The organism is Flavobacterium sp. XS2P24, from assembly GCF_030010285.1.
Classification (GTDB): domain Bacteria; phylum Bacteroidota; class Bacteroidia; order Flavobacteriales; family Flavobacteriaceae; genus Flavobacterium; species Flavobacterium algoritolerans.
The window spans coordinates 53,918-72,213 of sequence record NZ_JASCRU010000005.1; the positions used below are offsets into that span (position 1 = coordinate 53,918).

Sequence of the window (18,296 nt, forward strand, 5' to 3'; positions counted from 1 at the left end):
GCTTGAGCAAAAAAAAACGCTATTCGAAAGAGTAGCGTTTTTTTTGGTTTTATTTAAGACTTGGTCAACTTTAGAACACTAACTATTTCCTTATTTTTGTAACAACCTAAAAAATTAACTAATGAAAAAAACTTTTTTAATAATGGCTGTATCTTCTGCAATGGCGACTTTTGGACAAAACCAAAAACCGGTAACTTATCCCGTAACCACCAAAGGGGAAACTGTTGATGTGTATTTCGATACTAAACTTCCGGATCCGTACCGCTGGCTTGAAGACGACAAATCTGCTGAGACTGGTGCTTGGGTAAAATCCCAAAACGAAGTGACTTATGGATATTTGGCTCAAATTCCGTTTCGTGATGCGTTAAAAGCAAGAATGGAAAAACTGTGGAATTACGAAAAAATAGGAGCGCCTTTCAAAGAAGGGAATTTCACGTATTACTATAAAAACAACGGTTTACAAAACCAATCGGTGTTGTATAGAAAAGACGCCAAAGGAACCGAAACCGTGTTCTTGGACCCCAACACGTTTTCTAAAGACGGAACCACTTCGCTTGGCGGATTGGATTTCTCTAAAGACGGTTCTAAAGTAGCCTATGCCATTTCAGAAGGCGGAAGCGACTGGAGAAAAGTCATTATTATGGATGCCATTACCCAAAAAATTATTGAAGACACTATTGTTGATGTGAAATTCAGCGGCGTGTCCTGGAAGGGAAACGAAGGTTTCTACTATTCCAGTTATGACAAACCAAAAGGAAGCGAATTATCGGCAAAAACCGACCAACATAAACTGTATTTCCACAAGTTAGGAACCGCACAAAAAGACGATAAAGTAATTTTTGGTGCCGATCAAAAACGCCGTTATGTAGGCGGTGGCGTGACTGAGGATGACCGTTATTTAGTTATCACAGCGTCTAATTCTACGTACGGAAACGAGTTGTACATCAAAGATTTGACAAAACCGAACAGTCCTATTGTGACTATTGTGGATAATTTCAAAAGCGGCAACAACATCATCGAAAACGAAGGCGGAAAATTATTCATAGAAACCGATTTGAATGCGCCCAACAAACGCATCGTTACCGTGGATGTCAACAACCCAAAGCCGGAAAACTGGAAAGACTTTATTGCAGAAACGGAAAATGTGTTGTCTCCATCAACAGGTGGCGGGTATTTCTTTGCTAATTATATGAAAGATGCTGTTTCGGTGGTGAAACAATATGATTATTCCGGGAAACTGGTTCGTGAAATTAAATTGCCGGGCGTAGGAACTGCCGGTGGTTTTGGCGGAAAGAAAAAAGAAAAAACCTTGTATTATTCGTTTACGAATTACATTACTCCGGGTTCTACTTTTTCATTCGAACCACAAACCGGAACTTCGGCGGTGTATCAAAAACCAAAAGTAGATTTCGACAGCGAGCAATACGAGTCCAAACAAGTGTTTTATACCTCCAAAGACGGAACCAAAATCCCAATGATTATCACCCACAAAAAAGGATTGAAACTTGACGGTACAAATCCCACGATGCTTTATGGTTACGGAGGATTCAACGTGAGTTTGACACCAAGTTTCAGTATTGCTAATGCCGTTTGGATGGAAAACGGAGGCGTTTATGCTGTGCCTAATTTACGTGGTGGTGGCGAATACGGAAAAAAATGGCACGATGCGGGAACCAAAATGCAAAAACAAAATGTATTTGATGATTTCATCGCAGCGGCAGAATACCTGATTGCTCAAAAATACAGTTCTTCGCAGTATCTAGCCATTCGTGGTGGGTCAAACGGAGGATTGCTCGTGGGCGCTACCATGACGCAACGTCCGGATTTGATGCGAGTTGCTCTACCGGCAGTGGGCGTGATGGACATGTTGCGTTACCATACCTTTACCGCAGGAGCAGGTTGGGCGTATGATTACGGAACGGCGCAGGACAGCAAGGAAATGTTCAACTACATCAAGGGATATTCTCCCGTACACAACATACAAAAAGGGATTCAATACCCGGCAACCATGGTGACAACGGGCGATCACGATGATAGAGTAGTACCGGCGCACAGTTTTAAATTTGCTGCCGAATTACAGGAAAAACAAACTGGAACAAACCCAACCCTAATCCGTATTGACATCAATGCAGGACACGGCGCCGGAAAATCCGTAGCGGCAACCATTCAGGAAAATGTCGATATTCAGGCCTTTACCTTATTCAATATGGGCGTAACCGAATTGCAAAAATCACCTAAATAAGATTTATTTTTAGGAGCTTATTCCTGCTATCCGTTACAATCTTTATATCCGCCGAAAAGTCGGAAATAAAGGATTTTCACTGTTATCAGGGCTAGGGCATTCGATTTCTCACACGATTGTCATTGCGAAGAACCACGCAATCACATCATAAATTGATACAAAATTCAAAAAACGCTATTCGAAAGAGTAGCGTTTTTTTGTGGAATAAATTTACTTATCAAAAAATCAGGTTGAAAACTAAAAATTAATGAGGTCAATTGTAGGCGGGTCAATTGTAGGCGTAAAACTAATTTTATCAAATATGGATATTAAAGAAAAATTCGGTCATAAAGTAAAAGAATTAAGAGAGAATAAAGGCTTTTCTATTGAGCAACTCGCTAATATTTCGAATGTTGACAGGAATTATATTTCTGATATCGAGAAAGGAAAAAGAAATGTTTCTATTGAAATAATGGAGAAAATAATCCTTGCACTCGATACTGATTTCCCAATTTTTTTTAACAACAATGAATTTAAAAATGGAATCTAAAAAAATAAAAGTAGTTGAGCTATTTGCTGGCGTGGGAGGATTTCGACTTGGTTTAGAAAAAACAAAAAATTATGATGTTGTATGGAGTAATCAATGGGAACCATCAACAAAAATACAGCATGCTTCAATGGTTTATGAAGCAAATTTTGGCCCTGAAAATCATTCAAATAAGGATATTGCACAAGTTTCAATTTCAGAAATTCCAGATCATGATTTATTAGTTGGAGGCTTTCCTTGTCAGGATTATTCTGTGGCAACTACTTTGCATAATTCGAAAGGGCTTATTGGAAAAAAAGGAGTTTTGTGGTGGTCAATCCATAAAATATTAAGTGAAAAGAAAAATAAGCCAAAATACTTGTTTTTGGAAAATGTTGACAGACTTTTAAAATCTCCATCTAGTCAAAGAGGAAGAGATTTTTCTGTTATGCTTAAGAGTTTAGATGATTTAGGATATGCGGTTGAGTGGAGAGTTATTAATGCCGCTGAATACGGAATGCCTCAGCGTAGAAGGAGAATTTTTTTTCTTGGATACCATAAATCGACCGAAATCTATAAAAAAATGAAACAATCTGAAAAAGCAGATTGGCTACTTGAAAAAGGAACAATTGCAAATGCTTTTCCTGTAACTATAGAGAATATTAAAAATGCAAATTCTTTTAAATTAGATGGAGATTTGGTAGAAATAACAGAAAACTTCAATAAAGGAGGGAAATTGTCACCTTTTCTTAATACTGGCTTATTGATAAATGGTAAAATTTATACAATGAAAACAGTTCCAAATTATGATGGAAGTAAAACGGTATTAAGAGATGTTTTACAAAATGGAGAAGTAACAGATGATTTTTTTATTGATGCTGATGATTTACCTAAATGGGAATATTTGAAAGGTTCAAAAAAAGAGATACGTAAAACTGCAAGTGATTTTGAGTATAGTTATAGTGAAGGGTCAATGATTTTTCCAGATGCATTAGATAATGCATCACGAACTATAATAACAGGTGAAGGAGGTAAATCTGCTTCGAGATTTAAGCATGTTGTAAATACCAAAAAGGGGTTAAGAAGGCTTACACCTGTTGAATTAGAAAGGTTGAATATGTTCCCAGATAATCATACTAAATTAGATGGCATTACAGATACTAAAAGAGCCTTTTTTATGGGAAATGCATTAGTAGTTGGGGTTATTGAAAAAATTGGAAAAGTACTTAATAATCAAATAAACAGTAAAAATGAGTAACAACATTTTGCCATATGATGACAGTAGTATTGATTCAATTGTAGGATATGCTTCATTGTTGCTAAATAAATCATTGTCAATTGTTTTGCCAATTACTGATAATGGCATTTTTAAGGGAAAAGGAGGATTCGGTCAAAAAGTGGAAAAACTGTACTTTAAATACGAACCTAATTCAAAGCCAGAACCTGATTTTTACAAGGTTGGGATGGAGTTAAAAACCACTCCTTTAAAAAAAATAAAAAAGGGTTTTGTATCAAAAGAAAGACTTGTTTTCAATATTATAGATTTTGAAAAAGAGTATAAAGAAAACTTTAATACAAGTAGTTTTTGGAGGAAGAACCAACTTTTGTTGTTAATGTTTTATCTGCATGAACAAGAAAAATTAGATATTGATTATATATTCAAAATTATAAGACTTTGGCAATTCCCAGCTACAGATTTAAAAATAATAAAAGATGATTGGACTAATATTGTTCTAAAGATTAAAAATGGAAAGGCGCATGAAATTTCTGAAGGAGATACTCTTTATTTAGGAGCTTGTACAAAAGGAGCTAATAATACTTCTTTGAGATCTCAGCCTTTTTCTGGTGAAATGGCAATGCAAAGAGCCTTTTCATTGAAATCTAAATATCTTAATTTCATTATTGAAAAAAGTTTAACCAATGAAGAAATTTTAATTGACTACGACGAGTATGATAAAATTTTAAATGAGGATAACTCTCTATCTGAACCTAAAGCGGAGTATAAAAGAATAAATTTAAAAGAAGTTGAACCTATTGTAAAATCAATAGATGAATATAAAGAAGGAGAAACTTTTGAAGATTTAGTAATCAAAAAATTTAACCCTTTTATAGGGTTTTCAACAGACGAAATAATTGAAAAACTTAAAATTGATAAACCAACTGCAAAAAATATTTTAAATATTCTCTCAAAATTCATAATGGGAGTTACAAATAAAAAGATTGAAGAATTTGAGAAAGCGGATGTTTTAATGAAAACTATTAAGCTTGAAAATTCAGGGGCATTGAAAGAAAGTATGTCTTTTGGACAAATTCAATATAAAGAAATTGTTAATGAAGAATGGGAAGATTCCTATTGGTACAATACAATAATAAAAAGATTTTTCTTTATTATTTTCCAGAAGGATTTTGAAGGTGTTTTAAGGCTTAAGGGAGTCTTTTTTTGGACAATGCCTGTAAACGACATAGAGGTTTCAAGACTTTTTTGGGAAGACACAAAGGGGAAAATAACTTCTAATGATTTTAATCATTTTATTAAAATATCAGATAAGAGAATTTGCCATGTAAGGCCAAAAGCTATAAATAGTTTTGATTTAATGGAAACACCTTTCGGATCAATGGAAAAGAAAAAAAGTTATTGGTTAAACTCTTCGTACATTAAAGAAGTTATTAAAAACCATTCTTAAATCATCATATGTTAAATTCATAGTTGCTTTTTTTGGATAATTAAAATTCAAAACTAGAAATTGAAACTTGGGTTGATAAACTAACTTCTCGATTTGTAATAAAATTTGATTCAGAGTTTGAAACCGAGAACGACTTCATATATAATTATTTAGAAAATGGATAATCCATTCCCTTCCTTAAATTCGATTTTTCTGCTATTTATTTTCCCAATGTTTTATTAATTGGTTCGGTTTTTTATACTGCAATCGGTAAATTTGAGAATAGAACATTAAATAAATAAAAACATGACAGTACAAATCAACACAGACAACAATGTAGAGGGACACGCACGTTTGAAAGCGTATATAGCGGAGGAATTAGGAACAGCTTTGGCGCGTTTTGAAGATAAAGTTACCCGTTTAGAAGTGCATCTTGCAGACGAAAACAGTGATAAATTCGGAATCAACGACAAACGATGCCTTATCGAAGCCCGTCCAGTAAATATGCAACCTGTAGCGGTTACCAATCATGCCGATACTACAGAGAAAGCATTTCACGGAGCCTTAGACAAAATAAAAAAAGTGTTGGACACAGCTTTCGAAAAACAGAAAGCGTATTAAATAGTTGCCTTTTGGCAAACAAAAAATGACACTGTCTTTATAGGATAGTGTCATTTTTTTTTTGGTTGTTATTCTCTGTAGGAAGAGGGTGTGCTTTTATTTGTCAAACAATAAGGTTGCTAATGCTTCGTCTCTTTTATAGACATCTTCATAGAAATGAACCACGCCGTCCGCATCTACCCAAGCAGTGAAATAACCAATGTATACCGGAATTTTGTTTTTGAGCGTGTACCAATATTCTTCTCCGCCGTTCATCGCGCTTTCTATCTTTTCAGGATTCCATTTCTTGTCATCTTTCATAATCGCGGCGGCTAGTTCTTTTGGCTTGGCGACACGAATGCAACCGTGGCTAAAAGCGCGGTCCTCTTTACCAAATAAACTTTTGGATGGTGTATCATGTAAATAAATCGCATTCGAATTTGGGAATAAAAATTTCACTAATCCCAATGAGTTTTCAGGCCCTGGTCTTTGTCTTACATTGCTGTCTTTCCATTCCATGTTGTGCTCGGCGAGGTAATTTGGATTTTTTTCAATAGCAGGAAGAATCTCTTTCTTTAAAATACTGGTCGGTACATTCCAATAGGGTCTGAATACGATGTACTTCATAGGAGCACTAAAAATAACGGTTTTGTGCATCGCTTTTCCCACCACAACTTTAGAGCGTAATTCTGGTTTTCCGTCTCTGAAAAAAGTCAGTTCATATGCTGGAATATTCACCACGATTAATTCCTTGGATTTGGTGATGTCATTCGAAATCCATCGGCAACGTTCCATATTGACCATTAGGGTTTTAATGCGTTCCGCAACCGTTACATTCATATAATTGATGTGTTCCGGCAGAATCGTTTTGTTCAGCAAATTGCCACTTCTCTTTTTGAATTTCAAAATCCCGGTTGCTAATTCATCATCATAAACGGCACTTTTAGAATCTCGGGAAATATCATCCGTGATAAACAGGCGCGTTCTGATTTGTGCAATGGCTGCGGCACTGTCTCCGGGTTTATAGGATTTGACCGTTGTGTCTATAGCGATGGCTTTCCATCCGCCCTTTTTTTCTATTTTGCGGTATTCCTGCAAGACATCTTTCAGCAGGTAATACTGTTTCAATACACCTTTTTCTTCTTTGTTGATTAAAGAAGGATTGATTAACAATGAATCTAAATAATTGACATACGATTGTCTTTTTCGAGGCAAAAACCATCCTAAATCCTTTGATTTTTGAGTGCTGATTCCATCGTATACTTTTTTCGTGTAGAAAAAGTACAGTGCGGAGCTCAATAACTCGGTGTCAATACTTGCTTTTTGATTGTCCTCCGGATTATCATAAATGTCATCTAATTTTTCCTTGTACGGAATCTCAGTTTCAATTCCTTCCTGACTCAAATTATTCACTTTGTTGTATAGCAAACCTGCAAATTCATTGAGTCCGTCCTTGTCAAACCAGATGTAATGAAATTGATGTTTGCGGTATAATTTTTCTACATCAGCTTGGTAATTTTTCAGTTTTGGATATTTTTCAAAAAAAGTAGTAAGCTGTGTGCTGTCAAAAGCAATTTCAACGGTATTTAAACTGGTTTGATTCTTAGAGGAATCGGGATTATTTTTCTTTTTACAGGAAACAATAGTCAACAGCATTGTAAAAGCAATAATCAGTATTGGGGAACATAACTTTCTCATAGGTTGAATTTTAACGGGTAAAAGAATTCTTTTAAGGCATTACAAAAATACGTCAAATCCCGTATCGTACTACCAGTGCTGCAGAGGCTGTGTTTTTTAAGATTAAAACAGTATCTTTACTTTTAGAGTAAAATTCAATCTTTTACGGGATTTAAGTAGCTGTAAATTAGCTGTTTAATTTTTTTATTTTATTTTTAAACCAAATTTTTTTATCCAATAAATTTCTGAAAATCCAAAAATTATGAAAAAAATAATGTTGTTCTCTTTAAGTATTTTGCTGTTTTCCTCCTTTATTTCTACAGATCAAGACAATACTAAAGAAAAAGCAAACATCAATTCCACTCTTGATGCTTGGCATAAAGCCGCAGCAGAAGCTAATTATAATGCTTATTTTAGTTTGATGACAGAGGATGCTATTTTCATTGGTACCGATGCGACCGAGAATTGGAATAAAAAGGATTTTCAGGCGTATGCAAAACCGCATTTTGATAAAGGGAAAGCGTGGAGTTTTACTGCTTTGGAGCGCCACATTTATTTTGATAAAACGGGTAAAACTGCTTGGTTTGATGAATTGTTGAATACCCAAATGAAGATTTGCCGTGGCTCGGGTGTTTTGGTAAAAATAGGCAAGGAGTGGAAAATAAAACACTACGTTTTGTCTATGACGATTCCAAATGACAACTCGAGTGAAGTCATAAAAGTTAAGGCTTCTATCGAAGATGCCATGATAAAAAGATTGAAATCGAAACAATAAATCCTTTTACGATTTCTGGTAGGATTTCTTTTTTACATAAAAAAACCTCTGCTTTTTAGCAGAGGTTTTTTATTATGAATACATCGTATGATTACCAGATTTTGACTCTTTTCTCAGGAGCCAGATACAAGGAATCGGTAGGTTGTATGTTGAAAGCGGTATAAAACTCAGGAATATTGCGCACTACACCATTAACTCTGAATTTTGCCGGCGAATGTGGATCAGTAGCGATTTGATTTCGCAAAGCTTCATCACGAGTATTATCTAACCAACATTGTCCCCAGCTTAATAACACGCGTTGTTCACCGGTGAAACCTTCTAAAACAGGCGATTCTTTTCCTTCGAGACTCATTTTGTAGGCTTTTATAGCAATGGATAATCCGCCTAAATCGCCTATGTTTTCCCCTTGGGTAAATTCACCATTCACATTAAGATCTGGAAATACTTTAAAAGCATTGTACTGCGCAACTAATGCGCCTGTTTTTTGTTTGAAAGCAGTTAAATCTTCAGGTGTCCACCAATTGCGCAACACTCCGTCACCATCAAAGGTGCTTCCTTGATCATCAAAACCATGACCAATTTCATGCCCTATTACCGCGCCAATTCCGCCATAGTTTGCAGCACCTTCCACTTTTACATCAAAGAAAGGTGGCTGTAGTATGGCTGCAGGAAATACGATTTCATTAAGTGGAGGATTGTAGTAAGCGTTTACGGTTTGTGGAGTCATTCCCCATTCGGTTCTGTCTACAGGTTTTCCTAATTTATTAATTTGTCTGTTGTATTCAAAAGCGGTGGCTTTTTGTTGGTTGCCGTACAAGTCGCCTTTTACGACTTTCAAGGTAGAATAATCTCTCCATTTGTCAGGATAACCAATTTTTGGAGTGAATTTAGAGAGTTTGTCTAAGGCTTGTTTTTTAGTTTCAGGACTCATCCAATCCAGATTTTTTATGCTTTCCCCGTAAGCTTTAAGAAGATTTTTAACCAAAAGTGTTACTTGTTCTTTGGCTTCAGGAGAGAAGTGTTTTTTTACATAAACCTTTCCAACAATTTCACCAAGGCTATTGTTTACTCTGTCAACACCTCTTCTCCATAACGGTTGTTTTACTTGTATCCCGTTAAGGGTTTTGCCATAGAAATCAAAATTTTCATTGTCTAAAGCGGTGTTCAATGATGTTGCCGATCCATGAATGGCATTCCATTTCAGGTAGGCTTTCCAAGTGGTTAAAGGTGTTGTTTTTATGATTGTGTTGAGCGATTTGATGTAATCAACTTGTGCAACGACGATGTTTTGTTGGTTCAGGATTCCGGCGTTCTGTAACATGCTGGCCCAATTAAAATCAGGCATAAGTTGGCTCAAATCTTTAATAGCATATTTGTTGTACAGTTTTACAATGTCACGGGTTTGTTCTTTTTTCATGTGTTGGGCAGCCAAAACAGTTTCTAATGCCATGATTTTTTTAGATAAATCAGGTGCATTGGCTATTCCACCAAGTTGCAACATCTTCTCAATATGGGTTACATATTTTTTTTGAATTTCTTTAGATTTGGCATCTTCAAGCGAGTAATATTCTCTATCGGGCAATCCTAAACCACCTTGCCAAGAAATAAGCATGTATTGGGTTGGATCTTTTAAATCTTCCATTACCGAAACGGAAAAAGGAATGTTGCTTCCGGATTTATTCGCATATCCAAAATAAGCAGCCAGATCAGTATAGTTGTTTATTGCATCAATTTTTTTGTATTCCGGAAGTAAGGGTGTAATTCCTTTTTGATCCCTCGTTTTAGTATCCATGAAGGCTTCATAAAAGTCCCCAATTTTTTGTTCATCGGAACCGGCTGCAAAATCACCTTTGGAAGAAGCTTCAATAATGGCTTTAACGTCTTCTTGTGATTTTTCATAAACCATATAGCCAGCACCATAAGAGGCTTTGTCATCTGGTATTTTTGTATTTTTTTTCCAGGTTCCGTTGACATAGGCATCAAAATTATCACCTGGTTTAGCAGATGTGTCCATGTTTTCCTTGTTAATCCCGGAAAGGAGCAGATCTGATTTTTCAGAAGTGTTAAAAGCACCTAGCAACAAAATGGAAGATACCAACACGAGTTGTGTTTTAATTGGGTATGGTTTTAGTTTCATAAGTTGGATTTTAGAATATAAATGTAATTAAAAAAAGAAACGTTTTTATAATAAATTGATTATTAAATACTTAAAACTAAATTATTTTTAATCTAGAGACTTTAACCATTGGTTTTACTGATTTGTATCGTTTTTTAGATGAAATAGATAAATGTTAAAGCGCTACTACATTGGCACTATATAGAAGTAAAAGTGAATTGTGATGTCTATTTCAATGAAAGTAAAATAGGGTGATAAAACGAGGCAGTCCAAACAATAAGTTTATTTAGAATCATCGGAGAAAAGGAGTTCTGCTAGACGTTCGTCTCTTATGTAGATGTCGTTATAAAAATTAATTTCTCCCGAATCGTTTACCCAAGCGGTGAAATAGCCAATGTGAATTGGAATTTTCTTTTTCAGGATGTAAGGCGTTTCTTTTTCGCCTTTCATGGCCTCATTGATGCGTTCGATTGGCCAATCCGGATCGTCTTTTAAAATCAACAACGCTAGTTCTTTGGCTTTTTCAATGTTAATGCAACCATGACTGTAAGCTCGGTATTCGTATTGAAATAAATCTTTGGAAGGTGTATCGTGTAAATAAATATCATCCGAGTTTGGAAAGACAAACTTAACGAGTCCCAAAGAGTTTCTAGGGCCGGGTTTTTGTCTGGGATTCCCATTGTTCCATTCGATATTATGGGTAGTCATATAGTCTTCGTTTAAAGTCATTAAATCCTTTAATTCATTTTCGACGATACTTTTAGGAATATTCCAATAAGGGCTGAATACTATTTTGGTTATGTTGCTGCTGAGAACAACTGTTTCAGTCATGTTTTTCCCTACAAGTATTTTTGATTCTAATATATTTACGCCATCTTTTTTGTAAAAGAGTTTATAGGATGGGATGTTTATAATGATGTGTTCGTCTGCTATTGTGAGCTTTGGGTCAATCCATCGGCAGCGTTCCATATTTGCTATAATGGTCTTAATGTATTTCTCGATGGGGATATTCATGCGTTGAATGTGCTTGGATGCAATGAGATAATCTGTTTTGTAGCCATTTCGCTTTTTATAATTCAAGATGCCCGCCATTAATTCGGCATCGTACACATTGCTTTTAGAGTCCAGTTTTAAATCACCTGTAACGGCAAGTCGCTGTCTGATTTGTCCAATGGTTTTTGAGCTGTCTTTTGGTTTGAATACTCTTTCCAATGAATCTATTGCTATGGGATTCCATTCGCCTTTTTTCTCTATTTGACGGTATCTTTTTAATACTTCGCGCAGTTTGTAATATTGTCCAAACAGTTGTTCATTCTTGCTTAATAATTTGGGATCAACTAATAAAGAGTCTAAAAGATTTTCATAGGACAGATTCTTTCTGGGTAAAAACCATCCCATTTCATCTGTTTTTTCAATGTCAATTCCTTTGTATACTTTTTTAGCATAAAAAACATACATGGAAGACAGCATGAGTTCTGTTTCAATTTGGGATAAATCATCTGAATTAGTATCATTAAAAACAGCATCAATTTTTTCTTTGTATGCAATTTGGGATTTTAAACCTTCTTCCTCCAGCTTATTTACTTTGGAGTATAACAAATTGGCAAACTCAATGAGCCCTTTTTTATCAAACCAAATAGAAGTGTAATTTCGTTTTTTGTACAAAGCATTAACGTCTGACTGGTGTTTTTTTAAATTGGGATATTTTTTGAAAAAACGGACAACATCAGTGCTGTCAATGGATTTGTCATCAGTAGATTCCTGAAAGACATACAGGGCAAAAGCAATCATCTTAGCCGTCAGATTTTCATTTCTGTTATGGTAAACAGTGACAAGCGAAAAGCCAAATAATATAACTGCTATGGATAAAACATATTTTCTCATGGCATAATTATTTATATAAAGGTAAAGAAATATATTCTTGGTGTAAAGTGAATTAACAATGTGTTTGCTTTCAAATCGCTTATTTTTAGTGTATTATGTTAATTTTCTGATTTTATTTGTTTCAGGAAAATTGAGAAAATGATGAAAAAACAATTGTGTTTATGGAAGACTTTCTTATAAATACGATGCAACCGAAAAAATAATTTTACAATTGCGAAGATTTTCGGAATGATTTTCTTTATTTTTTCTCTGGCAAACCATTCGGTCTTATATATTTCCTTAATTTTGCCGAAATATTCTGAAAAAGTGGGAAGCAAAAATAAATTAAAAAGGTTCAAGGAAAACGAAACATTCAATAACGTTTTTCAGCCAACGAGAGAAGAGGTAGTAGGAGATTTGTTTCCGCTTAAAGGTAAATGGAATTCGGAATTCTTCAAAAATGATAATCCATTAGTGCTGGAATTAGGCTGTGGAAAAGGAGAATATTCAGTAGGTCTTGCCGAAAGATATCCAAATAAAAATTTCGTGGGAATCGATATCAAAGGAGCACGTTTCTGGCGTGGTGCCAAAACTGCTGTTGAAACCGGATTGCATAATGTGGCTTTCATCAGAACTCAAATTGAATTAATCAACCACATTTTTGCCGAAAATGAAGTGGACGAAATCTGGATTACTTTTCCGGATCCACAAATCAAATACAAACGCACAAAACACAGAATGACCAATTCGGAGTTTTTGCAATTGTATAAAAAAATCCTTAAAAAAGAAGGTGTCGTAAACTTAAAAACCGACAGCGAGTTCATGCACGGATACACTCTTGGGTTATTGCACGGTGAAGGACACGAAGTTTTATATGCCAATCATAATGTGTATGTAAATGAGGGAAGTCCGGAAGAAGTGACTGCATTTCAAACTTTTTATGAAAAACAATATTTGGAAATTAACAAAGCAATTACGTATATTCGATTTAAAATTAAAGAATAATTTTGCTTTTTTGATCCTCGTATCTTGCCTATGAATTTAATTACTTCCTTGTTTTTGGGTTTTGTTACTGCTTTTGTAGGGATTACACCTCCTGGATTAATCAATATGACAGCCGCCAAAGTGAATCTGAGAGAAGGAAAGATAAGCGCGTATTGGTTTGTTTTAGGAGCGGTAATTGTAATTTTTTTCCAAGCGACACTGGCCATATTATTTGCCAGGTACATTGAAGGCAGACCGGATGTGATTGTTTTACTGCGAGAAGTAGGATTTGTTATCTTTTCAGTATTAACCATTTATTTCTTGCTGATTGCCAAAAAGCCAAAAGCGAAGAAAGGGAAAATCAAAAAGAAGAGTACTTCTACTCGTTTTTTTCTTGGAATGTTACTCTCTGCACTTAATTTTTTCCCCATTCCATATTATGTTTTTGTAAGTATCACTTTAGCTTCTTATAATTTGTTTGTGTTTGATATTTCACATGTTTTTATTTTTGTAACGGGTGTGGTATTGGGTTCTTTTCTAGTTTTTTATTTATATATCACTTTCTTCCAGAAAATAGAAGATAAAACGAATTATATGATGAAAAACATGAATACTATCATAGGAAGTATAACAGGATTGATAGCTTTAATTACCTTGATTAATATTATTCGATATTATTTGAGGTAGTTTTAAACAGCATAAAAATACCGTTTTATCTGATTTTATAAATATGTCAAACGACAACTTTTTTGAACGTGTGTACGCCATCGCCAGACAAATTCCTTACGGAAAAGTCACTTCTTATGGTGCTATTGCAAAAGCTTTAGGAACTGCTCGTTCTGCTCGAATGGTGGGCTGGGCAATGAATGCTTCGCATAATCTTGAAGATGTTCCGGCGCATCGCGTGGTCAATCGAAAAGGATTGCTCACAGGTAAACTTCATTTTGACGGAACCAATTTGATGCAGCAATTATTGGAAAACGAAGGCATAGAAGTTGTTGATAACCAAATTGTGGATTTCGAAAAACATTTCTGGCAACCGGAAGTTAGGATTGAGTAATCGGTAAGAGTGAATACATCAGGTTTGTAGTGGTCCAAAAGCGATATTTTCTCGAATAACCGCCCTCAATTTCTTCATCAATAAATGCAATACAAATTCTTTATAATAAGAACTTTTCATAGTATCTTTGTAATCTGAAATCAGTTTAAATAAAGATAATATTCTGGCGCTAAAATGCCAATATAAAACAGTAAACTAAAAATGAAATTAGATAGAAAAGACATTCTTAAAGCTTTAGAAACGATTACTATAGCTGGAGAAGGGAAAAATATGGTTGAAAGTGGTGCAATAGCAAATGTGATTACTTTTGGTGATGAGGTTGTAGTGGATTTAGTATTGCACACACCGGCGATGCACATTAAAAAACGTGCAGAAGACGATATCAAAAAAACAATTCTTGAATTAGTATCTCCGGATGCAAAAATCAAAATCAATAGTAAAGTTGAGGTTCCGGACAAACCAGAAATCAAAGGAAAATCAATACCGGGAATAAAAAATATTATCGGAGTTGCGTCTGGTAAAGGTGGAGTAGGAAAATCTACTGTTACTGCAAATCTAGCGGTATCATTAGCAAAAATGGGTTTTTCGGTAGGAATTCTGGATGCCGATATTTACGGACCATCCATGCCAATCATGTTTGACGTAGAAAATGAAAAACCAATCTCTGTAACAGTTGATGGGAAATCAAAAATGAAACCGGTTGAAAGTTATGAAGTAAAAATTCTTTCAATTGGATTTTTCACAGCACCAAGTCAAGCGGTAATTTGGAGAGGACCAATGGCTTCCAAAGCGTTGAACCAAATGATATTTGATGCGGACTGGGGAGAATTGGATTTCATGTTAGTCGATTTGCCACCGGGAACAGGAGATATTCACCTTTCAATCGTGCAATCATTGCCAATTACGGGTGTTGTAATAGTAAGTACTCCACAAGCAGTAGCTTTGGCCGATGCTAAAAAAGGAGTTTCGATGTTCATGTCTGAAGCTATAAATGTTCCTGTTTTAGGAATTATTGAAAACATGGCATACTTCACACCGGAAGAATTACCTGAAAATAAATACTATATCTTTGGAAAAGAAGGTGCCAGAAATCTTTCAGAAGACTTAGGCGTACCATTCCTTGGCGAAGTGCCAATTGTGCAATCTATTCGTGAAGCAGGAGATTACGGTCGTCCGGCTGCGATGCAAACAGGTTCAGTAATCGAAACTGTTTTCGAAGAAATCACTAGAAACGTAGTACAGGAAGTAGTAAGTAGAAACGAAAGTTTACCTGCGACTGAGGCTGTTAAAATTACAACTATGGCCGGTTGTTCCGCAGTAAAAAAATAGAAATTAGAATGGTTGAAATGATTTTTAATCTTTCAATTTTCTAATCTTTCAATCTTTAAATAAAGAAAATGACAACAGAAGAATTATTAGTAGAAGTTCAAAAAGCACTGGAAGAAATCAGACCTTTTTTGAATTCTGACGGCGGTGATATCACACTGATTTCTATCGAAGACGACAAACATGTAAAAGTACGTCTCGAAGGAGCATGCACCAGTTGCAGTGTAAACCAAATGACATTGAGAGCCGGCGTGGAAACCACCATCAAAAAGTTTGCACCACAAATAGAAACTGTTGTAAATATTCTATAATATTTTTGGGCGTGACCCTTTTAAGAAAAAAGGCTACTCGATATAATGGGTAGTTGCCTTTTTTCTTAAAAGCGTCGGGCTATCCGCGCTACTTCGGTAGCTGGCTATTATCCCTCACGCACAAACAATCCCCATTCCAAAAGTATACAATTGATTAACAAACCAATTCCAAATTTAAAAAAATGGATGTATTAATAAAAATTAAAGATAGAGAAGGAGTAGTGCATGAATTACAGGCTCCTACGGATATGGCCATGAACATCATGGAATTATGTAAAGCTTATGAGCTTCCTGTAGAGGGAACTTGTGGCGGAATGGCCATGTGTGCTTCTTGTCAATGTTATGTTCTTAATGATGTGCCTTTACCGGAAATGGGCGATGATGAAGAAGCGATGCTTTCAGAAGCATTTTACGTAAAATCAAACAGTCGTTTAGGCTGTCAAATACCAATCACGGAAAGCCTCGAAGGATTAGAACTGGAGCTGGCTCCGGAAAATTAAAAAAAATGCATCTCGTTTCTATAACAAGATGCATTTTTTAGTTTTGCAAAATAGTAGTCGCTTTTGGTAAAATTCGTTCTACAAATAAAGAATACGCTAATTCCGAAGGATGTAATCCGTCTTGAGCTACTAGATTTTTATTGGTCAAACCTTGTCTGGTGATGTCAGTTATATTTATAAATAGTATCGTATTGTCATCGCAGTATTTTTTTGCAAAAGTATTATACTGATCTATTGCTGTAGAAATTGTTGTTTGATTTCCTGATGCTTGACCAAAAGGAGTATAAGCATAATCTGGAATAGAAACTACAATTACATTCGTTTTATCCCCTTTTGCAAGAGCAATAGCCTTGTTTACTAATTCAGGAAATTCTTTTTCATATAACGAAAAAGGCTTGTTTTGATATTGATTGTTTACACCTATAAGCAGTGTGACTAAATCATAATTAGAAGTTGGATTCTGAGTATTTATAGCCGAAATTAAGTTGGTGGTAGTCCAACCGGTTTGTGCAATAATTTTTAAAGAATAGGTATTGTTCGAATTTAAATTGCCTAAGCTTTTTGATAATTGTGCGGGGAATCTACACGTTTCACAAACACTTTGTCCAATGGTGTAACTGTCTCCAATAGCTAAATAATTATAGGATTTGGTCTGTGTTTGTGGAGCTGTAATTACTGGTGTGGGAGTTGTTTCGGGAATTGGACTTTCAGTGCTGCAACTCACGATAAAAAGCAGTGAAAAGAACGCAACTATTACTTGGAATTGTTTTTTCATTATTTTGAAATTTGATAGAATTCATTTCTAAATAATAGTTACGTTTATTTGAAAGTATTGGTTTTATGCCAATTCAACATTCATCATAATTGTTTCTTCTATAGCATCCCAAAGTCCGATGCGTTTCTCTAAGGCTAAAATGGAAATTTCTTCTACATCAGACCATTTTTGAGCATCCGTTCCACAAAGTTCTGTTATCATTTTCATTGCCATTGGACCGTGATCATCAGCATCTAATTCGATATGTCTTTCGAAATAATAAATGAGTTTGCTCAAATCAGTTTGCGGGAAATTTTCTTGAAAATTTTTCAAAATAGCGGTAAACATACTTGGGATTAAATCTTCTCTTCCAAAGGTAAAAGCAGCCGCAATTTCATGAGATTTTCCTTCGTCAATAACTCTGAAAGTAAAGTCTAAGAAGGCTTTAATATTAGGGTGTAAATTGCTTTTTTTGATGGCGACAAATATGTTTTTAAGCGAATTTACTTCGGATAAAAAATGTTCAATTCCGGCAGTATTTGCTCCACAGGCTTCCATCGCTTCAATATACATTTCATAATGACTTTGGCGACGACCGTCAATTGTCAAATCAGATTCTTCGGCAAGGACTATTTCGTTTATCAAATATCTGGTTTCAGGATTTTCAGTGGCGAACCAAGGAGTTGTTGTACACGTTAATTTAGATTGTAATGCTTTTAATAAAGACATGAAATCCCAAACTGCATACACGTGATTTTCTAGAAAACACTGTAAGTCCTCAATTGTTTTTACTTTTTTATATAAAGAATGTTGTAACAATAGTTCTTTTTGGGGCTGAATGCTATTGTTGATTGTTTCAATATTCATAAGTGGTATTTTTATGTAAATATAAAAAAGCTTCTCGTTTCCAAGAAGCTTTT

General features: G+C 35.1%; 17 protein-coding genes. 12 read left to right on the forward strand and 5 right to left on the reverse strand.

Annotated features, from left to right (window positions below):
- Window positions 1–121: 121 nt before the first annotated feature.
- The 5 genes from QLS31_RS05860 (at window position 122) to QLS31_RS05880 (ending at window position 6,031) form a co-directional block, all read left to right on the forward strand.
- Window positions 122–2,242 (forward strand): prolyl oligopeptidase family serine peptidase, encoded by a 2,121-nt coding sequence (locus tag QLS31_RS05860; RefSeq protein WP_282743086.1) that lies wholly within the window; start codon window positions 122–124, stop codon window positions 2,240–2,242.
- A gap of 247 nt (window positions 2,243–2,489) precedes the next feature.
- A complete protein-coding gene (locus tag QLS31_RS05865) occupies window positions 2,490–2,771 on the forward strand; it encodes a helix-turn-helix transcriptional regulator (RefSeq protein ID WP_282743087.1) in 282 nt (93 codons plus the stop codon).
- A complete protein-coding gene (gene dcm / locus QLS31_RS05870; RefSeq protein WP_282743088.1) occupies window positions 2,761–4,005 on the forward strand; it encodes a DNA (cytosine-5-)-methyltransferase in 1,245 nt (414 codons plus the stop codon). Before QLS31_RS05865 ends, dcm begins: the two co-directional genes overlap by 11 nt.
- A complete protein-coding gene (locus tag QLS31_RS05875; RefSeq protein WP_282743089.1) occupies window positions 3,998–5,431 on the forward strand; it encodes a MutH/Sau3AI family endonuclease in 1,434 nt (477 codons plus the stop codon). Before dcm ends, QLS31_RS05875 begins: the two co-directional genes overlap by 8 nt.
- Window positions 5,432–5,716: 285 nt before the next feature.
- Window positions 5,717–6,031, forward strand: a complete 315-nt coding sequence (locus QLS31_RS05880; RefSeq protein ID WP_099713737.1) for an HPF/RaiA family ribosome-associated protein — start codon at window positions 5,717–5,719, stop codon at window positions 6,029–6,031.
- Window positions 6,032–6,127: 96 nt separating this feature from the next.
- On the opposite strand, the gene QLS31_RS05885 is transcribed toward QLS31_RS05880, so the two are convergent.
- The gene (locus QLS31_RS05885; RefSeq protein WP_282743090.1) at window positions 6,128–7,708 is read right to left on the reverse strand and encodes a L,D-transpeptidase family protein; all 1,581 of its coding nucleotides are present in this window, start codon (window positions 7,706–7,708) and stop codon (window positions 6,128–6,130) included.
- Window positions 7,709–7,949: 241 nt separating this feature from the next.
- Between QLS31_RS05885 and QLS31_RS05890 the strand changes: the two genes are divergently transcribed.
- Window positions 7,950–8,462, forward strand: coding sequence for a nuclear transport factor 2 family protein (locus tag QLS31_RS05890; protein WP_282743091.1), 513 nt, complete (start codon window positions 7,950–7,952; stop codon window positions 8,460–8,462).
- Window positions 8,463–8,553: 91 nt separating this feature from the next.
- Here the strand turns inward: QLS31_RS05890 and QLS31_RS05895 are convergent, their stop codons facing one another.
- Both QLS31_RS05895 and QLS31_RS05900 read right to left on the reverse strand, forming a co-directional pair.
- Entirely contained in the window at window positions 8,554–10,599 is a 2,046-nt protein-coding gene (locus tag QLS31_RS05895; protein WP_282743092.1) for a M13 family metallopeptidase, read from the reverse strand.
- A 261-nt stretch (window positions 10,600–10,860) separates the two neighbouring features.
- On the reverse strand, window positions 10,861–12,462 hold the full coding sequence (locus tag QLS31_RS05900) for a L,D-transpeptidase family protein (RefSeq protein ID WP_282743093.1): 1,602 nt from the start codon (window positions 12,460–12,462) through the stop codon (window positions 10,861–10,863).
- Window positions 12,463–12,768: 306 nt separating this feature from the next.
- Between QLS31_RS05900 and trmB the strand changes: the two genes are divergently transcribed.
- From trmB to QLS31_RS05930, 6 genes are all read left to right on the forward strand, one after another.
- The gene (trmB, locus tag QLS31_RS05905) at window positions 12,769–13,446 is read left to right on the forward strand and encodes a tRNA (guanosine(46)-N7)-methyltransferase TrmB (RefSeq protein WP_099716209.1); all 678 of its coding nucleotides are present in this window, start codon (window positions 12,769–12,771) and stop codon (window positions 13,444–13,446) included.
- A 30-nt stretch (window positions 13,447–13,476) separates the two neighbouring features.
- Window positions 13,477–14,112, forward strand: coding sequence for a LysE family transporter (locus QLS31_RS05910; protein WP_099713732.1), 636 nt, complete (start codon window positions 13,477–13,479; stop codon window positions 14,110–14,112).
- 43 nt (window positions 14,113–14,155) lie between these two features.
- Window positions 14,156–14,485, forward strand: a complete 330-nt coding sequence (locus QLS31_RS05915) for an MGMT family protein (RefSeq protein ID WP_199074752.1) — start codon at window positions 14,156–14,158, stop codon at window positions 14,483–14,485.
- Window positions 14,486–14,686: 201 nt separating this feature from the next.
- Window positions 14,687–15,814: an Mrp/NBP35 family ATP-binding protein gene (locus QLS31_RS05920; RefSeq protein ID WP_282743094.1), complete on the forward strand. Its 1,128-nt coding sequence runs from the start codon at window positions 14,687–14,689 to the stop codon at window positions 15,812–15,814.
- A 68-nt stretch (window positions 15,815–15,882) separates the two neighbouring features.
- Window positions 15,883–16,122, forward strand: a complete 240-nt coding sequence (locus QLS31_RS05925) for a NifU family protein (RefSeq protein ID WP_091172742.1) — start codon at window positions 15,883–15,885, stop codon at window positions 16,120–16,122.
- Window positions 16,123–16,304: 182 nt separating this feature from the next.
- Entirely contained in the window at window positions 16,305–16,622 is a 318-nt protein-coding gene (locus tag QLS31_RS05930; RefSeq protein ID WP_073205174.1) for a 2Fe-2S iron-sulfur cluster-binding protein, read from the forward strand.
- Window positions 16,623–16,659: 37 nt separating this feature from the next.
- Here QLS31_RS05930 and QLS31_RS05935 read toward each other — a convergent pair whose 3' ends face one another.
- Both QLS31_RS05935 and QLS31_RS05940 read right to left on the reverse strand, forming a co-directional pair.
- Window positions 16,660–17,397 carry an SGNH/GDSL hydrolase family protein gene (locus QLS31_RS05935; RefSeq protein ID WP_282743095.1) on the reverse strand — a complete coding sequence of 246 codons (738 nt, stop codon included), beginning with the start codon at window positions 17,395–17,397 and terminating at the stop codon, window positions 16,660–16,662.
- Between the two features lie 63 nt (window positions 17,398–17,460).
- The gene (locus QLS31_RS05940; protein ID WP_282713563.1) at window positions 17,461–18,243 is read right to left on the reverse strand and encodes a DUF3050 domain-containing protein; all 783 of its coding nucleotides are present in this window, start codon (window positions 18,241–18,243) and stop codon (window positions 17,461–17,463) included.
- Between the last annotated feature and the right edge of the window lie 53 nt (window positions 18,244–18,296).